This is a genomic window from Achromobacter marplatensis (genome assembly GCF_002209535.1).
Taxonomy (GTDB): Bacteria; Pseudomonadota; Gammaproteobacteria; order Burkholderiales; family Burkholderiaceae_B; genus Achromobacter; species Achromobacter marplatensis.
This window is the reverse complement of the sequence record NZ_NJIG01000010.1, coordinates 182,690-200,965: the sequence shown is the minus strand read 5'-3', so window position 1 is coordinate 200,965 and position 18,276 is coordinate 182,690. Positions and strand designations below refer to the sequence as shown.

Annotated in this window: 19 protein-coding genes and 1 other RNA gene; 8 read left to right on the top strand and 12 right to left on the bottom strand. The window is 62.8% G+C overall.

What is annotated here, in order from left to right:
• Positions 1–289, top strand: a 289-nt coding sequence (locus CEY09_RS32185; RefSeq protein WP_158218680.1) for a hypothetical protein, incomplete at its 5' end; no start/stop codon positions are given.
• A gap of 448 nt (positions 290–737) precedes the next feature.
• Here CEY09_RS32185 and CEY09_RS22760 read toward each other — a convergent pair.
• A complete protein-coding gene (locus CEY09_RS22760) occupies positions 738–1,214 on the bottom strand; it encodes an Lrp/AsnC family transcriptional regulator (RefSeq protein ID WP_006226005.1) in 477 nt (158 codons plus the stop codon).
• 156 nt (positions 1,215–1,370) lie between these two features.
• Here CEY09_RS22760 and hppD point away from each other — a divergent pair, with 156 nt between their 5' ends.
• Positions 1,371–2,483, top strand: coding sequence for a 4-hydroxyphenylpyruvate dioxygenase (hppD, locus tag CEY09_RS22755; protein ID WP_006226004.1), 1,113 nt, complete (start codon positions 1,371–1,373; stop codon positions 2,481–2,483).
• A 95-nt stretch (positions 2,484–2,578) separates the two neighbouring features.
• On the opposite strand, the gene msrA is transcribed toward hppD, so the two are convergent.
• From msrA to ilvD, 3 genes are all read right to left on the bottom strand, one after another.
• A complete protein-coding gene (gene msrA, locus CEY09_RS22750) occupies positions 2,579–3,133 on the bottom strand; it encodes a peptide-methionine (S)-S-oxide reductase MsrA (protein ID WP_088590362.1) in 555 nt (184 codons plus the stop codon).
• 77 nt (positions 3,134–3,210) lie between these two features.
• Positions 3,211–3,546, bottom strand: a complete 336-nt coding sequence (locus tag CEY09_RS22745; protein WP_167390137.1) for a c-type cytochrome — start codon at positions 3,544–3,546, stop codon at positions 3,211–3,213.
• On the bottom strand, positions 3,530–5,215 hold the full coding sequence (gene ilvD / locus CEY09_RS22740; protein WP_006226001.1) for a dihydroxy-acid dehydratase: 1,686 nt from the start codon (positions 5,213–5,215) through the stop codon (positions 3,530–3,532). The genes CEY09_RS22745 and ilvD overlap by 17 nt, the downstream gene beginning before the upstream one ends.
• Before the next feature lie 133 nt (positions 5,216–5,348).
• Between ilvD and lgt the strand changes: the two genes are divergently transcribed.
• Positions 5,349–6,137: a prolipoprotein diacylglyceryl transferase gene (gene lgt / locus CEY09_RS22735; RefSeq protein ID WP_006226000.1), complete on the top strand. Its 789-nt coding sequence runs from the start codon at positions 5,349–5,351 to the stop codon at positions 6,135–6,137.
• On the opposite strand, the gene CEY09_RS22730 is transcribed toward lgt, so the two are convergent.
• From CEY09_RS22730 to CEY09_RS22715, 4 genes are all read right to left on the bottom strand, one after another.
• A complete protein-coding gene (locus tag CEY09_RS22730) occupies positions 6,112–6,876 on the bottom strand; it encodes an SIMPL domain-containing protein (RefSeq protein ID WP_088590361.1) in 765 nt (254 codons plus the stop codon). The two genes, lgt and CEY09_RS22730, sit on opposite strands and share 26 nt — an antisense overlap.
• 93 nt (positions 6,877–6,969) lie before the next feature.
• Positions 6,970–7,152, bottom strand: a non-coding RNA gene (ssrS, locus tag CEY09_RS22725) — 6S RNA.
• 32 nt (positions 7,153–7,184) lie between these two features.
• Positions 7,185–7,496: a cell division protein ZapA gene (locus CEY09_RS22720; RefSeq protein ID WP_006217444.1), complete on the bottom strand. Its 312-nt coding sequence runs from the start codon at positions 7,494–7,496 to the stop codon at positions 7,185–7,187.
• Positions 7,496–7,942, bottom strand: coding sequence for a hypothetical protein (locus CEY09_RS22715; RefSeq protein WP_006225998.1), 447 nt, complete (start codon positions 7,940–7,942; stop codon positions 7,496–7,498). Before CEY09_RS22715 ends, CEY09_RS22720 begins: the two co-directional genes overlap by 1 nt.
• 482 nt (positions 7,943–8,424) lie before the next feature.
• Between CEY09_RS22715 and CEY09_RS22710 the strand changes: the two genes are divergently transcribed.
• From CEY09_RS22710 to CEY09_RS22695, 4 genes are all read left to right on the top strand, one after another.
• Positions 8,425–8,889 carry a tripartite tricarboxylate transporter TctB family protein gene (locus CEY09_RS22710; protein WP_006225997.1) on the top strand — a complete coding sequence of 155 codons (465 nt, stop codon included), beginning with the start codon at positions 8,425–8,427 and terminating at the stop codon, positions 8,887–8,889.
• Between the two features lie 13 nt (positions 8,890–8,902).
• Positions 8,903–10,408 (top strand): tripartite tricarboxylate transporter permease, encoded by a 1,506-nt coding sequence (locus CEY09_RS22705; protein ID WP_006225996.1) that lies wholly within the window; start codon positions 8,903–8,905, stop codon positions 10,406–10,408.
• A gap of 192 nt (positions 10,409–10,600) precedes the next feature.
• Positions 10,601–12,205, top strand: coding sequence for a gamma-glutamyltransferase family protein (locus CEY09_RS22700; RefSeq protein WP_006225995.1), 1,605 nt, complete (start codon positions 10,601–10,603; stop codon positions 12,203–12,205).
• A 58-nt stretch (positions 12,206–12,263) separates the two neighbouring features.
• The gene (locus CEY09_RS22695) at positions 12,264–13,169 is read left to right on the top strand and encodes an NAD(P)-dependent oxidoreductase (RefSeq protein ID WP_006225994.1); all 906 of its coding nucleotides are present in this window, start codon (positions 12,264–12,266) and stop codon (positions 13,167–13,169) included.
• Positions 13,170–13,261: 92 nt separating this feature from the next.
• Here the strand turns inward: CEY09_RS22695 and CEY09_RS22690 are convergent, their stop codons facing one another.
• Positions 13,262–13,891, bottom strand: coding sequence for an FMN-dependent NADH-azoreductase (locus CEY09_RS22690; RefSeq protein ID WP_088590359.1), 630 nt, complete (start codon positions 13,889–13,891; stop codon positions 13,262–13,264).
• Between the two features lie 202 nt (positions 13,892–14,093).
• Between CEY09_RS22690 and CEY09_RS22685 the strand changes: the two genes are divergently transcribed.
• Positions 14,094–15,029 (top strand): LysR family transcriptional regulator, encoded by a 936-nt coding sequence (locus CEY09_RS22685; protein ID WP_006225992.1) that lies wholly within the window; start codon positions 14,094–14,096, stop codon positions 15,027–15,029.
• Here the strand turns inward: CEY09_RS22685 and CEY09_RS22680 are convergent.
• The 3 genes from CEY09_RS22680 to CEY09_RS22670 all read right to left on the bottom strand — a co-directional run bounded on the left by CEY09_RS22680 (position 15,023) and on the right by CEY09_RS22670 (position 18,073).
• Positions 15,023–15,952 carry a 2-hydroxyacid dehydrogenase gene (locus tag CEY09_RS22680; protein ID WP_088590358.1) on the bottom strand — a complete coding sequence of 310 codons (930 nt, stop codon included), beginning with the start codon at positions 15,950–15,952 and terminating at the stop codon, positions 15,023–15,025. The two genes, CEY09_RS22685 and CEY09_RS22680, sit on opposite strands and share 7 nt — an antisense overlap.
• 111 nt (positions 15,953–16,063) lie before the next feature.
• Positions 16,064–17,587, bottom strand: a complete 1,524-nt coding sequence (locus CEY09_RS22675) for a tripartite tricarboxylate transporter permease (protein WP_088590357.1) — start codon at positions 17,585–17,587, stop codon at positions 16,064–16,066.
• A gap of 6 nt (positions 17,588–17,593) precedes the next feature.
• Positions 17,594–18,073, bottom strand: coding sequence for a tripartite tricarboxylate transporter TctB family protein (locus CEY09_RS22670; RefSeq protein WP_088590356.1), 480 nt, complete (start codon positions 18,071–18,073; stop codon positions 17,594–17,596).
• Positions 18,074–18,276 lie beyond the last annotated feature (203 nt).

The window sequence follows — 18,276 nt, the reverse complement described above, 5'->3', positions numbered from 1 at the left end:
ACTGCTACTCGCTGAACCCAACCGCTTCGCTGCGGCTTTCGCCTTGCGTCGCTTGCTGTTTTCAGCAGCAGAGAGGCGAGATTATGAAGGAGTTTTTATCGCTTGTCAAGTCAGCTTCGTTTGCTTTTGCGCCACCGCTTTCTTGCTTGCGACCCCTTCGGATCTGCCCTCTTTAGCAGCTATCGAAACATCAGAAGCACCCATTCGGGTTAACCCTAAGTTTTCGGCAACTGCCAAGCCTGAAACTATAACACAACTTTTGCAGATTATGCAACCGGCTTTTGCCTGACTTGCATCCTATCTTGCAACCCCGCCGCTTTCGCGGACAGCCCAGAATCCTGGGGTTGGTTACTGCTCAGGTGGCTAGCGAGAGATCCGGGTAAACCCTAAATCAACATCACCAGCCAAGCCCAAGACTATAGCACGATTTTTGCAGATTACGCAACTGGCTTTTGCCTGATTTGCTGCAATCCTTGCAATAACCGCTTGGCGCTCATTCCTGAACTCTTCGCGGCAGGCTTGGCTGGGTTGCCCCGGGTTTTCACCTTGCCTTGCCTGTTGTGCTTGCTTGGCTTCGCGGTTCAAAAAACGTCTGAACTGCGAAGGAGCGAGACTATAGCACAGAATTTTCGGAGAACTGGGCGAACATGACGCCTGATTTGCAGAAAGATGAATTTTTTGGGGACGTACTCATCGCAGCCGATTGCAGCCCTCTATATATATAGAGAGAGAAGGCATCAGATGCGCAGTTCGGTCGTCTCCTTGATCTGCTGAAGGGCGAAGAAGGAGCGCATGTCGATCACCGCCGGGTGACGCATCAGGGTGTCCATCGCGAAGCGGGAGAAGTGGGCCAGGTCCGCCACCTGGATCCGCAGCAGATAGTCCATGTCGCCGGACATGGCATAGCACTCGACCACTTCCGGCCAAAGCTGCACGTCGCGCGCGAAATCGCTCATTGGGGCGTGACTGGACCCGCTGTGCTTGTTCAACCGAATGTTCACGTACGCCAGCAGCCCTAGCCCGACCTTTTCGGCGTCGATCAGCGCGACGTACTTTTTGATGAAGCCCTTTTCTTCCAGGCGACGGACGCGGCGCAGGCAGGGGCTGGGCGACAGGGACACGCGGTCGGCCAATTCCTGGTTGCTCAGGCGCCCGTCCCGCTGCAATTCAGCCAGAATCCTTAGATCTGTCCTATCAAGCTCGATCTCAGACATTTTTTGCCCTTATATTTTTCAGTACAGCAATATTATTGCTCAGAAGGTCGGCTTTCGCGCCATGTTTGCAATTGTCTGCCCGGCGTTCCTTCCTACAATCTCCGTCTAGACTTGAACAACAAGTCGTCCTGAAAAATGATGCAAGGGAGCAGACACATGAGCAGCGCTTTCCAACCCTGGGACAACCCGATGGGCACCGCCGGGTTCGAATTCATCGAGTACGCCGCACCGGACCCCGCCGCGCTGCGCAAGGTTTTCGAGCTGCTGGGCTTCAAAGCCATTGCGAAGCACCGTCACAAGGATGTGACCCTGTACCGCCAAGGCGGCGTCAACTTCCTGATCAACGCCGAACCCGATTCCTTCGCCCAACGCTTCGCGCGCCTGCATGGCCCGTCGATCTGTGCGATCGGCTTCCGCGTGCAAGACGCCAATGCCGCCTACAAGCGCGCGCTGGAGCTGGGAGCCTGGGGTTTCGACTCGCATAGCGGCCCGATGGAATTGAACATCCCCGCCATCAAGGGCATCGGCGATTCGCTGATCTACCTGGTTGACCGCTGGACGGGCAAGGAAGGCCACGGCGGCATCGGCGACATCAGCATCTATGACGTGGATTTCGTGCCGGTCGATCCGGACAACGCGCAAGCCGACCTGAATCACCGCGGCGCCGGCCTGACGCTGGTGGATCACCTGACGCACAACGTGCACAAGGGCCGCATGGCGGAGTGGTCGGAATTCTACGAGCGCCTCTTCAACTTCCGCGAAGTGCGCTACTTCGACATCGAAGGCAAGGTGACGGGCGTGAAGTCCAAGGCGATGACCTCGCCTTGCGGCAACATCCGCATTCCGATCAATGAGGAAGGCACGGAAGAAAAAGGCCAGATCCAGGAATACCTGGACCTGTACCGCGGCGAAGGCATCCAGCACATCGCCATGGCCACGGAAGACATCTACGGCACCATCGAAGCGCTGCGCGAGTCGGGCGTGGTGTTCCTGGATACGCCGGAAACGTATTACGAGCTGCTGGACCGCCGTTTGCCCAACCACGGCGAAGACGTCGCCCGCCTGCAGAAGAACCGCATCTTGCTTGACGGCGCCCCCGGCGGCGGCTTGCTCTTGCAGATCTTCACCGAAAACCAGATCGGTCCGATCTTCTTCGAGATCATCCAGCGCAAGGGCAACGACGGTTTCGGCGAGGGCAATTTCAAGGCCTTGTTCGAATCGATCGAACTGGACCAGATGCGCCGCGGCGTGGTGAAGAACGTCGACTAACTGCTTCCCCCGCCGGCGTGCGGTGCCCACGCACTCGCGCCGGCTTTGAAACCTCACCTGGTGGTGAGGTTTTTTTTCGCCTAGATAAAAGGGAGTCAGCGCTGCAGGCGGTCCTGGAACTGCTTGCGGAACTTGGCGACCTTGGGTGCGATCACGAACTGGCAATAGCCTTGTTCGGGATGCAGGGCGAAATAGTTGCTGTGGTAGTCCTCGGCTTGCCAGAACTTGACGGGCGCGAGCAGCTTGGTGACGATCGGCGCGTCGTAGACCTGCTGAGCCTCGACTTCGGCGATTACCGCTTCGGCCTGTTCGCGCTGCGCGTCGTTCTGCCAGAAAATCGCCGACTCGTACTGCGGGCCGATGTCATTGCCCTGGCGCCCCGGCGTGGTGGGGTCGTGCGTGGCGAAGAAGACGCGGAGCAGATCGCTGTAGGAGAGTTCAGCGGGATCGAATTCCACGCGGGCGACCTCGATGTGGCCGGTGTCCTTGCCACAGACCTGCTCGTAGCTGGGATTGTCCACGTGCCCGCCGCTATAGCCGGGCAGCACGCTTTTGACGCCCTTCAATTCGGTGAAGACCGCTTCGACGCACCAGAAGCAGCCGCCGCCAAGAACGGCGACTTCATTGCCCGGGGATGCTTGTTCTGCCATGACGATTCCTTTCCTGTAGACGGCCGCTGCCTGCGGCCGGCGCCCCCGGCTTCATGCGCGGGGCATAGAGAATAAGACTACTGCTTGGGCGGCGCCAGCGACAAGATCCATTCGGCCAGCAGGCGGGCATCTTCCTGGCTGACATGGGTTTGCGCGGGCATGGGCACGGCGCCCCAGGCGCCGCGGCCGCCGCCGCGGATCTTGCCCGCCAGGTAGTCCACCATGGCGTCACCCTGACCTGCATAACGTTCGGCTACGCTTTTCAGCGGTGGCCCGACGCGCTTGGCTTCCACTTGGTGGCAGGCCATACAGGCTTTGCTCTTGGCCAGGTCCAACCCGGTGGTTTGGGCCTGGACCGCGCCGGCGCCCAAGACGCCGGCCACGGCCACCCACAGACTAATCTTCAAATGCATCGGTTACTGCCCCACGGCTCGCGGTGCTGGCGAGCTTGCCGAACTTGGCGAGCACACCGCGTGTATAACGCGGCTTGGGCTGAACCCAGGCCTGTCGACGAGCCGCCAGGTCTTCGTCGCTGATATTGAGCTGCAACAGCAGCTTGTGGGCATCGATGGTAACCGAATCGCCTTCCTGGATCAGCGCGATCGGACCGCCCACGAAAGCCTCGGGCGCAACATGGCCGACGACCATGCCCCAGGTGCCCCCGGAAAAGCGGCCGTCGGTGATCAAGCCCACGGTTTCGCCCAGGCCCTGCCCGACGAGTGCCGAAGTGGGCGCCAGCATTTCACGCATGCCGGGACCGCCCTTCGGGCCTTCGTAGCGGATGACGACGACATCGCCGTCCTTGATCTGGCGCGCCATGATCGCCGTCATGGCGTCGTCTTCGGAATCGAATACGCGTGCGGGGCCAGTAATGACTGGGTTCTTCAGCCCCGTGATCTTCGCCACGCAGCCTTCGGGCGACAGGTTGCCCTTCAGGATCGCCAGATGCCCTTGCGGGTACAGGGCGCGGTCCATCGGCATGATGACGTCCTGGTCCGCGCGCGGCGCATCCGGCACATCGGCCAAGGTTTCCGCGATGGTCTTGCCACTGATGGTGATGCAGTCGCCATGCAGGAGCCCGGCGTTGAGCAGCAGCTTCATGACCTGCGGAATGCCGCCTGCGCGATGCAGGTCGGTCGCGACATATTTGCCGGAAGGCTTCAAGTCGCACAGCACGGGGACGCGCTTGCGGATGCGTTCGAAATCGTCAATGGTCCACGGCACTTCGGCGGCATGCGCGATGGCGAGGAAATGCAGCACGGCGTTGGTGGAACCGCCGGTGGCCATGATGACCGAAACGGCGTTTTCGATGGATTCGCGCGTGATGATGTCGCGCGGCCGCAGGTTGCGCCGGACCGCATCGACAAGCACCCGCGCCGACTCGGCGGCCGAGACAACCTTTTCATCGTCTTCATTGGCCATCGTGCTGGAATACGGCAGGCTCATGCCCATGGCTTCGAATGCGGAGCTCATCGTGTTGGCCGTGTACATGCCGCCACAGGAGCCTGAGCCGGGGATGGCGCATTTCTCGATCTGCTTGAAGTCGGCCTCGGGCATGCGGCCCATCGTGTATTCGCCCACCGCTTCGAACACCGACACGATCGTGAGGTCGTTGCCCTTGTAATGGCCCGGCTTGATCGTGCCGCCATAGACGTAGATGCCGGGCACATTGGTCCGCGCCAAGGCGATCATGCCGCCTGGCATGTTCTTGTCGCAGCCCCCGATCACCACCACGCCATCCATCCACTGGCCTTGAGCGGCAGTTTCAATACAGTCCGCGATGACTTCGCGCGACACCAGCGAATACTTCATGCCTTCGGTGCCCATGGACATACCGTCCGAGATGGTGGGCGTGCCAAACACCTGGGGGTTGGCGCGCGAGGCGCGGATGGCGTCGATGGCCGCATCCGCCAGGCGCTGCAGGCCGCTGTTGCATGGCGTGATGGTGGAATGGCCGTTGGCCACCCCGATCATGGGATTTTCGAAATCGGCTTCCTGATAACCCAATGCGTAGTACATGGCGCGGTTGGGCGCGCGTGCGACGCCGTGGGTGATATGGCGGGAACGTTCATTGTTCGGCATGGTCTGTCTCTCCTGTCGGCCGTCGGGGCGCGGACATGGCGAACGCACCCTGGGAAGCTGGCTCGCTTGCATGCATGCGAATCTTCAGTGCTCGCCGGTTATTATCATTCAACTTTATTGTGTCGGGCAGAACATGCTGCAATATCCAAAATTCGACCCCATCGCCTTGCAGATCGGGCCGCTAGCCATCCACTGGTACGGCCTGATGTATCTGGCGGGCTTCGCCCTGGTGTACCTGCTTGGCCGCCGGCGCATCACCAGCGGCCACACCACGTCGCTGAATGTGCGCGACCTGGAAGACCTGATCTTCTATAGCGTGCTGGGCGTGGTGCTGGGCGGCCGGCTGGGGTATGTGCTGTTCTATAAGCCGGGCTATTACCTGGCCCACCCGCTGGAAGTGGCCTACCTGTGGCAAGGCGGCATGTCGTTTCACGGCGGCCTGATCGGCGTGATCCTGGTGATGCTGCTGTTCGCGCGCAAGAAGAAGCTGCCCTTTTTCGCGGTCAGCGACTTCATCGCCCCGCTGATCCCGCTGGGCCTGGGTTTCGGCCGGTTGGGCAACTTCATCAATGGCGAGCTGTGGGGCCGACCGACCGACGTGCCGTGGGCCATGGTGTTCCCCGACAGCGGCGACGGGCTGGCGCGCCATCCCTCCCAACTCTATGAGCTGGGCCTGGAAGGCATCGTGCTGTTTGCACTGCTGTGGTGGTTTTCGAGCAAGCCGCGTCCACTCGGACAGGTGAGCGGGCTTTTCCTGATGGGTTACGGAACGTTCCGCTTCCTGGTGGAATTCACCCGCGAGCCGGACAACTTCCTGGGCCTGCTCGCGGGTGGTTTGAGCATGGGACAGTGGCTGTCCCTGCCGATGGTCGCCCTGGGCGCCATCATGTTCAGCCTTACTGCAAAACGATCGTCCCGTTGACGGCGATGCTGACCGTGACGTCTCCCGCTTCCAGCGGGACGTCCGGGCTGTAGCCGCCAGAGGCGTCCTTGGCCATGGCCGCGGCGCCCAGCATGCGCGGCATCGGCACCGGGCCGCCGGAGCCGCCCAATTCCAGCTTGGACAGGCGATAGCCCGAGAAACCAAACGCGTTGGCCGCAGCCAGCGCGCGGTCCTTGAAGGCCTGGGCCGCTTCTTTCAGCAGCTTGCGCTCTTCGGCCTCGCGCGCTTCGCGTGACAACGAGAAGCTGATGTTTGAAATGGCGGTCTTGTCGGAGAGCTTGGACGCCAACGCGGCGGCAGCTTCGAAGTCTTTCGATTCAAGCACCACTTCGCCCTGGCCGCGCCACGTGCCGATCTTGCCTTTGCTGTTGGTATTGGGCCAGACGTTGTAGCCGCCCGTGCGCACTTCGACGCCCTTCGTGTCGCGTGCGCGCTTGATGACGTCGTCCAGTGCGGCCGTCAGCTTCTTGCCGGCAGCGGGCTGATCCGGCGCTTCAACTTCGGCAGACAGCGAAATACGGACGGTGTCCTGCTTGACCTCGGAAGACGCGGTGGCCTGCAACGTCATTTCCGGCGAACGATTCGTGGACGATTCCGTGGCGGCGGGCGCGGCGGACGTCTGCGCTTGCGCATAAACGGGTTGGACGGCGGCGATGGCGGCCACGGCTGCGCACGCTGCGCCGAGTTTCGTCAGCGAAAAAACAGGGTGTTTAAACATGGACTGGTCCTAGGAGGGAGGACAAAGGGAGGGGCAAGGGGGGATGGTGAGGCGCCCGACGCGGACCTGCGCTTATGGCAGGCCCGCTGGGATAAATGCCCCGCCTGTGCCGTCAAGGCCGGCATCTCGAACCCTGAGGTAAGAGGTGGTCGCGTTCCGCAGAGCGTCGGGTTCGTCTACGAGAGACAATCACTCCAGCTCTACACTCCCGCAACCATATGCCGAAAGCATAGGTTCAGAGAATGTATGGCCTAGTCACGGACACGGCAGGGACAAACTGAAAATTCTTGAATACTGCTTATGAACGGTTAGAGCAGTTTTTCCTGACCCGACAAGGCGTCATCGAGTACTGCGTTCATGTCCTCAATTCTACGCTTGAAGTCGCCGACTGCCAAACCGCCCAGCGGACCATCCGGCGCCTTCATGGCAAGGAGCTCGCCCGCGACCTGCAAGGCCGCCATCACGGCGATGCGTTCGTTGCTGGAAATCTTGCCCGTTCCCTGGATGCGCAGCATCAGCTGGTCGACATGGCGCACGGCGGCCATGAGCGTAGGCTTCTCTTCAGCGGAGCAGGCCAGGGAGTAATCGCGTCCCAATATGGTGACATCTACGCGTTCCATCAGTGTTGCTCTCCAGACGGTGCACCCGGCAGGCGGGCCAGCACGGCGTCAATGCGCTCGCGGGCCGCGGCGGCGGCCACGCGCAAGCGCTGTAGTTCAGTGTCGCGAGATTGCAGGTTGCCCTGCAATTCGGTTTCCCGGGCAGAGAAACGCGATTCGAGCGACTGGCGTTCGGTGGATTCACGGGCGAGCTGTTCGCGCAAGGCGGCTTCGGCCTGCTGGGCCTGCTCGAGCATGGCGGTGACTGCGCCGTCATGATCCTGAAGCTTGCTTTGCAGCGTGACGATGTCGGCTTCGCGCTCGGCGGCGCGCTGCTTCAGCACACGCTGGTCAGCTTCGAGTTCGTTCAGGCGGAGGCGCAACGCGTCACGCTCTGCGTGGAGTTGGCGGGTGCGTTGCACCAGTTGCCCGATTCGGGCGGCGAGTTGGTCTAGATCTTGCAGCATGGGCGCTATCGTAAACCATCCTGAGTGCAATCGGGCCTCTTCACGCAAGGTGAGAAACCCGGCAATATTCGGTAGGAAATAGGCGGGTGATTCCGGCGGTGCAACGCCAACCGGTGGCCTTCAAAGAAAAAAGCCTCCCCCTCCTCCAAATTCCCCGCATCCGGCCGATCCGGCTTTCGCATTTCTTTCTATAAACTTTCACTTAGCTTTCAAAAAGCCCTCAATCTTCCTGCGCGGTTACATCTGGGGATCGGGAGTACCCGAATTCTAGGGAAAACCCCAGGCTTTCACCGAGCTTACAGGGTTTGCAGCGTGGCAGGCGTCCATTACCATTCGCCCTTTCAAGAAACCACGCCGTCGCTTTCAGAAGAACTAATGGCACCCCGAAGTGCCTTTTTTGTGCCTGTCACTCGCCTTTCGGCGAGTCCCCATCCGGCTACAAACTTTTTTATCTACATGCTGTAAACAGGAGCCAACCAATCATGCAGCTACGCAATCGACAGGACTTCTGGTCTGGGGTGATGTTCATCGCCCTTGGACTGGGATTCGCCTGGCAGGCCAGCAGCTACCAAATGGGTACTGCTGCCCGAATGGGCCCAGGGTACTTTCCTTTCTGGCTAGGCATTGTTCTGGCTTTGCTGGGCGCCATCGTGCTGCTTGGCTCGATGTCCAAGAAAGCCCATGAAACGCACGTCGACAAGTTCGACTGGCGCATCGTCTTCCTGGTGGTCGGATCCGTCGTCCTGTACGGCCTGGTCCTCAAGCTGTTGGGCATCTACATCTCGGTGTTCATCCTGGTTGTCGTCAGCAGCCTGGCCAGCCACGAGTTCAGCCTGAAGGTCGCCGTCGCCAACGCGATCTTCCTGGTGATCTTCTCGTATCTGGCATTCGTCAAGGGGCTGGGGCTGATCTTCCCGCTGTGGCCGTCCTTTCTGGGCATGAACTAAGGAGCAACCGGTCATGGAATTGTTTGACAACCTGATGTTGGGCTTCTCGGTGGCGTTCACGCCCGAGAACCTGCTTTACGCACTGCTGGGCTGCATCCTGGGTACGCTGATTGGCGTGCTGCCGGGCATCGGCCCCGTCCCGACCATCGCGATGCTGCTCCCGATCACGTACGTGCTGCCCCCGGTGGCCGGCCTGATCATGTTGGCAGGTATCTATTACGGCGCCCAATACGGCGGCTCCACGACGGCGATTCTTGTGGCATTGCCAGGGGAAACGTCCGCGGTGGTGACCGTGCTGGACGGTCACCAGATGGCCCGCAACGGCCGTGCTGGCGCCGCGCTGGCAATCGCCGCGCTGGGTTCGTTCTTCGCCGGTTGCGTGGCCACGCTGCTGCTGGCCGCCTTTGCGCCCCCGCTGGCTGAAGTCGCCTTCAAGTTCGGTCCTGCCGAATACTTCTCGCTGATGTGCCTGGGCCTGGTCGGCGCCGTGGTGCTGGCCTCGGGCTCGCTGCCCAAGGCGATCGCGATGATCATCCTGGGCCTGTTGCTGGGCATGGTCGGTACCGACGTCAACTCGGGTGTCGCCCGCTTCGACTTCGGCGTGCCGGAACTGCAAGACGGTATCGACTTCGCCATCGTGGCCATGGGCGTGTTCGGCTTTGCCGAAATCATGACCAACCTGGAGCAGAAGGAAAACCGCGTCGACATCACCGACAAGATCGGCTCGCTGTACCCGAACAAGCAGGAATTCAAGGAATCGTACCCGGCAGTGCTGCGTGGTACGGCCCTGGGTTCCGCCCTGGGTATCTTGCCGGGCGGTGGCGCCGTGCTGTCGTCGTTCGCTTCCTACACGCTGGAAAAGAAGATCTCGAAGAATCCGGAACGCTTCGGCAAGGGCCACCCGGCCGGCCTGGCTGGCCCGGAATCGGCGAACAACGCTGCTGCCCAGACCTCGTTCATCCCGCTGCTGACGCTCGGCATCCCGGGTAACGCCGTGATGGCGCTGATGGTCGGCGCAATGACGATCCACAACATCCAGCCCGGCCCGCAAGTCATGACGAGCCACCCGGAGCTGTTCTGGGGCCTGATCGCCTCGATGTGGATCGGCAACCTGATGCTGGTGGTGCTGAACCTGCCGCTGATCGGTTTGTGGGTCAAGCTGTTGAAGGTGCCTTACCGCATCCTCTTCCCGGCGATTCTGGTGTTCTGCACGATCGGTGTGTATTCGCTGAACTACAACGCGTTCGACATCTTCACCACCGCCATGTTCGGTATCGTGGGCTACGTGTGGTCGAAGCTGAAGTGCGAAGGCGCGCCGCTGCTGCTGGGCCTGGTCCTGGGCCCCATGATGGAAGAAAACTTCCGCCGTGCCCTGCTGCTGTCGCGTGGCGACTTCACCACCTTTGTGACCCGTCCGCTGTCGGCTTCCCTGCTGGCCGTCGCCGTGTTCCTGGTGATCCTGGTGGCCCTGCCGGCCATCCGCAAGAAGCGCGAAGAGACCTTCGTCGAAGAAGACTAAAACGCGGTACGCCGCCTTCGCGCGGCGGTCTCGCCTTTGATCAAACCCCCGGGCCTGTCCCGGGGGTTTTTCTTTGCGCGCACGGAATGCCTGCCCGACAAAAGCTACTAATAGATACGACACACTACGAGGCGTAGGGCGTTGCCCGGCATCTACGTTAAGCTACGGGTTTACCCCACGCGATGATTCGGCATGAATTTCGACTGGAAAAACCCCTACCCCACCACCCGGATTCCGGTGTTCGCCCGCAACGTGGTCGCCACCTCGCAGCCACTGGCCGCCCAGGCAGGCTTGCGGATCCTGGCCCGCGGCGGCAATGCCGTGGATGCGGCCATCGCCGCGGCTGCCACGCTGGCGCTGACCGAACCCGTCAGCAACGGCCTGGGCTCGGACTGCTTCGCCATCATTTGGGACGGTTCGAAGCTGCATGGTCTGAATGCCTCGGGCACGGCCCCCGGCGCCTGGAACGTGGATTACTTCCGCCGCAAGCATCAAGGCGTGATCCCGATGCGGGGCTGGGACAGCGTGACGGTGCCAGGCTGTGTGGCCGGCTGGGCCGCCCTGCACGAAAAGCTGGGCAGCCTGGCGTTTGCCGACGTGCTGGCGCCCGCCATCGAATATGCCGAACGCGGCTATGCCGTGTCGCCCGTCGTGCAGGAAAAGTGGGCGGCGCAAGCCGACGTCCTGCAACCGCAACCGGGTTTTGCCGAACACTTCCTGCCGCGCGGCCGCGCGCCCCACATCGGCGAACACTTCGTGCTGCCGGGCGCGGCGGCGACGCTCAAGCGCATCGCCGCCAGCGGCGGGCGCGACTTCTATGAAGGCGAAACGGCCCACAAACTGGTCGCGCACGCCCAGGCCCACGACGCCGCCCTGACCCTGGCCGATCTGCGCGACTACGCGCCGGAATGGGTGACGCCGATCAGCCAGCCTTACCGCGGCCACACCCTGCATCAGATCCCGCCCAACGGCCAAGGCATCGCGGCGTTGATCGCGCTGGGCATCTTGCAGAACTTCGACCTGCCTGCCCGCCCGGTCGACCATCCCGACACCCAGCACCTGCTGATCGAGGCCATGAAACTGGCGTTCGCCGACGTCTATGCGCACGTGGCCGACGCGCGCCACATGCGGATGACGCCCGAGCAGATGCTGCGGCCGGACTACCTGGCCGAACGCGCGCGGATGATCGACCCCAACGTGGCCCAGGCCTTCGCCTCGGGCCATGCACCGCAAGGCGGCACCGTCTACCTGACCGCCGCCGACAAGAGCGGCATGATGGTCAGCTTCATCCAGTCGAACTACATGGGTTTCGGTTCGGGCGTGGTGGTGCCAGGCACGGGCGTCAGCCTGCAGAACCGCGGGCATTGCTTCAGCACCCAACCCGACCATCCCAATGTGGTCGCGGGCGGCAAGCGCCCCTTCCACACCATCATCCCTGGTTTCCTGATGCGCGACGGCGCACCCGTCATGAGCTTTGGCGTCATGGGCGGCAATATGCAGCCCCAGGGGCAAGTGCAGACGCTGGTGCGCATGCTGGACTACGGCCAGCAGCCGCAAGCCGCCTGCGACGCGCCTCGCTGGAAATGGAATCACGGCCTGGCGGTGGACGTCGAAACGGGATTGAACCCGGCCGTGGCCCAGGGCCTGCGCACGCGCGGCCATGTGCTGGAAGGCATCGACGACCCCTATATGGACTTCGGTTCGGGCCAGTTCATCTGGCGGTTGGGCGACCCGGCCGTGGACGGCTATGTCAGCGCCAGCGACAGTCGACGGGATGGACTCGCCGCCGGCTTTTGATTGCGTTAAGGTTACTGTCCTGAGACTGACCTTACCTACATAGAGCGGAGTTCCCTGCATGGCAACGATCGGTACCAAGAGCTACGACGCGGTCGTAGCCCAGAAAGTCGCTTTCCTCGGATTGGGCGTGATGGGCTTGCCCATGGCCGGTCACCTGGCCCGTGCGGGGCACGACGTCACCGTCTACAACCGCACCCCCGCCAAGGCGCAAGCCTGGGCCGCCGAGTTCCACGGCCACCATGCCCCCACGCCGCGCGAAGCGGTAGCGGGCGCGCAGATCGTATTCGCCTGCGTGGGCAATGACGACGACCTGCGCAGCATCGTGCTGGGCCCGGACGGCGCGTTCTCGGGCATGGCGCCGGGCGCGGTATTCGTCGACCACACGACCGCCTCGGCCGATGTGGCGCGCGAGCTCTATGCGCAAGCCAAGGAACTGGGCCTGAACTTCGTGGATGCCCCCGTCTCGGGCGGACAGGCCGGCGCGGTCAATGGCGTGCTGACCATCATGTGCGGCGGGGAACCCGCCGTCTTCGACGCCATCAAGCCGGTGGCGCAAAGCTTCGGCCGCGCCGTGACGCTGGTGGGCGCGCCGGGCGCCGGCCAGTTGGCCAAGATGGTCAACCAGATCTGCATCGCCGGCATCGTGCAAGGCCTGTCGGAAGCCGTGGCCTTCGGCCAGGCGGCCGACCTGGACATGAAGCTGGTGCTGGACGTGATCAGCAAGGGTGCGGCGCAAAGCTGGCAGATGGAGAACCGCGGCGGCACCATGGTCGACGACAAGTTCGAATTCGGCTTCGCGGTGGACTGGATGCGCAAGGACCTGGGCCTGGTGCTGGCCGAAGCGCGCCACAACGGCGCGCGCGTACCCGTGACCGCCCTGGTGGATCAGTTCTATGGCGACGTCCAGAAGATGGGCGGCGGCCGTTGGGACACGTCGAGCCTGGTGAAGCGACTGCGCGACTGAACTTGCTGCATCGCCTTGCCCCTCGGCACGGCGATGGCGCTGACAAAAAAAGGCGAGCCTCGGGCTCGCCTTTTTTCGTGGCGCCGGCGCGGTTATGCAGCCAGGCTCGCTTGCGCCGTTTCCAGCACCAAGGTGTCGATGCGTTGCTTGGCCAGCGTCACGCCTTCCAGCGCAGCCACTTCGCCCATCGCCATGCCTTCGGCGGCGATGAACGTGACGTCGTTCATGCCAAGGAAGCCCAGCATCTGGCGCAGGTACGGCGTCATGGTGTCGGACGGTGTACCTTCGGCCTTGCCGCCGCGTGCCGTCAGCACGAACACCTGCTTACCCTTGACGAGGCCCTCCGGCACGCCTTCCGGCGTATAACGGAACGTGACGCCGGCACGGGCCAGGTAGTCCAGATAGCTCTTGAACTGCGCGGGCAGATTGAAGTTGTAGACGGGCACCGCAAAAACGATGCGGTCTGCTTCCATCACCTCAGCAACGAGCGTATCGCTCAGTTCGACGATGCGTTGCTGCTCGACGCTGCGGGCATCCGCCGGGGTGAACAGCGCACCGGCCGTGTTGCCGTCGAAATAGGGAATGGGTTGCGCGCCGATGTCGCGAACCTGGACGGCCGCGGCGGGGTTGGCTTCTTTGACGCGCGCAATCAGGTGATCGGCCAATTGCTTGCTGTTGGAACGGTCGCTGAGAATCGAGGAAAGGATAACCAGGGTCTTCATTGCAAATATCTCCAGGGGTGGCCCGCCATACGCGGGCGGCCAGGATCTGTCAGCGCCACGCCCGACTCTTCAAGGAGTTCGGACTGGAGCTTGGCGCCGGGTGGCGTTGGCAGATCCCGAATGCATGGGCTCACTGTAGACCGGTTCATTGTTCACATAAACCGGGGTATGATGAACTGTTCGTTCCAGGCATAGAACAATCATGCAAGATCTCAATGACCTCTACTATTTTTCCCAAGTCGTCGAACAAGGCGGCTTCAGCGCGGCAGCCAGGGCGCTGGACATCCCGAAATCCCGCTTGTCGCGCAGGATCTCTCACCTTGAGGAAAGTCTGGGTGTCAGGCTGCTGCAACGGACGACGCGCCGGCTGCGGCTGACTTCGGCCGGCGAACGCTACCTGCACTATTGCCGTGAGATGGCCGCATCCGCCCGCGCTGCGGACGACGCCATGCGGCAATTGCAGTCAGAGCCTGCCGGGCCGGTAATCGTGAGCTGCCCCGTCTCCATTGCCCAGGATGTGCTGGCGCCGATCCTGCCCGAATTCCTGGATGCGTGGCCGGCGATTTCCGTGCAGTTGCTGGTGACCAACCGGCGCGTGGACCTGATCCGCGAAGGGGTCGATCTGGCGCTGCGCGTACGCACCAAGCTGGATACGGACGCCGAACTGGTGGTTCGCCACCTGGGATCGGCACGCGGCACCCTGGTGGCCAGCCCGGGTTATCTGCAGCGCCACGGCACGCCGGACACACCGCAGGACCTGGCGTCTCACACGACGCTGAGCTTTTCGGACCCGCAGCATGACGTGCGGTGGCCGCTGCGCAACGACAAGGGCGAAGAGGTGCAGATTGAGTTGAAGCCGCAGTTGTCCTGCAACGACTTTATCGTGCTGACCGAAGCCGCGGTGCGCGGCCGGGGCATTGCGCTGCTGCCGTCGATCGCGACGCAAGAAGAGCTGCGACGCGGCCAACTGGTGCCGGTGCTGCCGCAATGGCAATCGCCGGAAGGCATCGTGCATTGCATCTATCCGTCGCGGCGGGGCATGATGCCCGCCGTCCGGACCTTGCTGGACTTCCTGTCGCAGCGCCTGCCGACGATGTATCAGCGGCTTGAAAAGGCCGTTACGCCCGCGCCTCAATAGCCGCGGGTACGCTCGACCACACCCGTGATAGGTTCGCCGCGCATCAACTGGGCGACCTTACCCGCGATCTGCTCGATGCTCTCGTCGCGCAGCGTGCGCGCGGCGATGTGAGGCGTGACGTGGACGCGCGGGTCGCGCCAGAACGGATGGTCGGTGGGCAAGGGCTCGGTGTGGAACACGTCCAGCGTGGCGCCGGCGATCTCGCCTTCTTCCAGCATCTGCACCAGGTCTTCTTCAACCAGGTGCTCGCCGCGACCGACGTTGACCAGATGCGCGTCCGGCAACAGTTTCGATAGTGTTTCGCGGTTCAGGATGCCGCGCGTGTCCGGCGTCAGCGGCAGCACGTTCACCAAAAAGCGCGTACGGGCCAGGAACGCCGGCAAGGCGGCCTCTCCGGCAAAGGACTCCACGCCGGGAATCTCGCGCGGCGAGCGCGACCAGCCGGCTACGGGATAGCCGAAACCGGCCAGCATCTGCGCCACGCGCGCCCCGACCTGCCCCAGCCCCAGCACGCCAACCGGCCAATCGGCCTGGCGCGTGCCTTCGCGGGTATCCCAATGCTGGCGCGCCTGTGCCTGATCGAAGGCCTCGAAATCGCGCGAAACGCGCAGCAGCGCGTACAAGGCGTACTCGGCCATCTGCACCGACATGCCTGCATCTTCCAGGCGCACGATCCGCACGTGCGCGGGAATCTCGGGCATCTTCAGCAGGGCATCCACGCCCGCGCCCAGATTGAACAGCGTGGTGATGCCGGTCTCGTGCTTGAACAGCTCCGCCGGCGGGCGCCACACCAGCGCCACGTCCGCGCCTGACGGCGGGCCATCGGGATTCCATACGGAAATGCGGCAACCGGGCATGGAGGCTTCCAGGCGCGGCACCCAGACGTCGGGATCATGGAGAGGGCAGGCAAAGAGAATGTGCATGGTGGCGGCTCTGCGAGGCTTTCGGAAAGCATGAAGCATGCAGGATGACGCCCCACAAATCAAACGGCCCGGCAGATCGCCGGGCCGTTCGTTCAAGCTGGGAACAAGCGTTCAGACCGTCTGCGGGACTTCAGGCTTGCCCTTACCCTTGCCGCGGCGCAGGAAGGCCCAGACCTGCAGCAGAATCAGCAAGGCGCTTGCGCCGATGAACCAGGCGCTGATCGGGCGTTGCACGAACACCGCCAGGTCACCGCGCGACAACAGCAACGCGCGGCGGAAGTTCTCTTCGACCATCGGCCCCAGCACGAAACCGAGCAGGATGGGCGCCACGGAGAATTCCAGCGTCATCAGGATGGCGCCGATCACGCCGAAGGCCAGCACTTCCCAGATCTGGAAGAGGCTGTTCTGCGTGCTGTACACGCCCACCGCGATGAAGAACAGCGCGGACGGGAACAGGTAGCGGTACGGCACCTGCAGCAGCTTGACCCACACGCCGATCAGCGGCACGTTCAGCACCATCAGCAGCACGTTGCCCACCCAGAAGCTGGCGATCAGGCCCCAGAAGATGTCCGGATGCTCGGTGATCAGTTGCGGGCCGGGCTGGATGCCCTGGATCAGCAGCGCGCCCAGGATCAGCGCCATCACCGCATCGCCAGGGATGCCCAGGCTCATCGTCGGAATGAAGTCGACCTGCGTCTTCGAGTGCGACGACGCTTCCGGCGACGCCACGCCGGCGATCATGCCGGTGCCGAACTTCTCGGGCGTGCGGGAAATCTTGCGCTCCAGCGCGTAGGCGACGAACGTGGTGATGGTCGGGCCCGTGCCCGGCATGGCGCCGAACAGCGTGCCGACCGCCGTGCCCCGCACCATCGGCCAGAACGCGGTCTTCAGTTCCTGCTTGGTGGGACGCATGTCGCGGATGCGCAGCTTGGCGCCGCTGCCGATGATGGTCATGCGGTTGACGCTCATCAGGAAGTCGGCCACGCCGAACAGGCCCATCGAGATCGCCACCAGCTCCAGGCCGTCGGACAGGTCAAGCAGGCCGAACGAGAAGCGGATGGTGCCCGTGTTCACGTCGGTGCCGACCACGCCGCACATCAGGCCGAACAGCGTCATCGCAACGCCCTTGAGCGGCGAGCCCCGCGACATCGTCGCGCCGGCCAGCAAGCCCAGCAGCATGATCGAGAAGATCTCGGTCGGGCCGAACTTGAACGCCACTTCGACCAGCAGCGGCGATGCGAAGATCATGACGATGATGCCGACCGATGCCGCGAAGAACGAGCAGATCATCGTGATGCCCAGCGCGGTTCCTCCCTTGCCCTGTTTGGTCAGTGGATAACCGTCCAGGCAGGTGACCGCGTGCGGCGGATGCGAAGGCAGGTTGAGCAGAATCGCGCCGATGGCGCCGCCATACTGCGATCCGTAGAAGATGCCGGCCAGCATCAGAATCGCGGGCACGGGCTGCATCACGTAGGTCAGCGGCAGCAGGATGGAGATCGCCGACAAGGCGCCCATGCCGGGCAGCACGCCGATGAGGTTGCCCACCAGCACGCCGAAGAACGACCACATCAGGTTGTGCCACTGGAACGCGACGCCGAAGCCGTACCAAAGGTCCATCAAAGATTGAGAGATCATGGCGCGTCAACCCCAACGAAACAGCGGCAGCTGCAGTTGCAGCGCCCACCAGAACACGACGACTGCGATCGCGGACATCGCGAGCGACAGCAGGATGGCTTGCTTGATGGTGTTCTTGCGATCACCGAGTGCCGAGATGAATACGATGGCGAACGTCGCCGGCAGCAGGCCGCCGTAGTGGCCCAGCAGCAGGAACGCCAGCGTGCCCAGCAGAATGCAGGCGCTGCCGCGGAAATCGGGCAACCCATGCGCGTGTCCGTCGCCCGGCGCAGGCGGCGTCGCCTCGCCCGAACGCGCGGACATGGCGATCAGCACGCCGGTCAGCGCCAACAGGCCGCCAAGCGCGGCGGGGAAGAACCCCGGCCCCATGTGGCTCAACGTGCCGATGTGGTAATCGGTGCCCCCGTATATCGCCGCCAACCCAATCAGGACCATCAGCGCACCGCCGTAGTAGTCCTTTCTGTTGATATTTTTTTGCACTTCCATCCTCCTTCCTGGTGCAGGACCGTGCCGGCCCTGGATGCGCTGCTCGAAACGAGCTTCGCCCGGCCCTTAACAGCGAGCCGGAGCGCAGATTACGGAGGGAAGCTGCTAATTCGCTTTCTATGCGCTGTCGCATTCCTGAATTCGGGGGTTATCCCTGAGTGCAGGCTCCGCGGGCAGGAAGGAAAGTGGAAAAAATTTTGAAA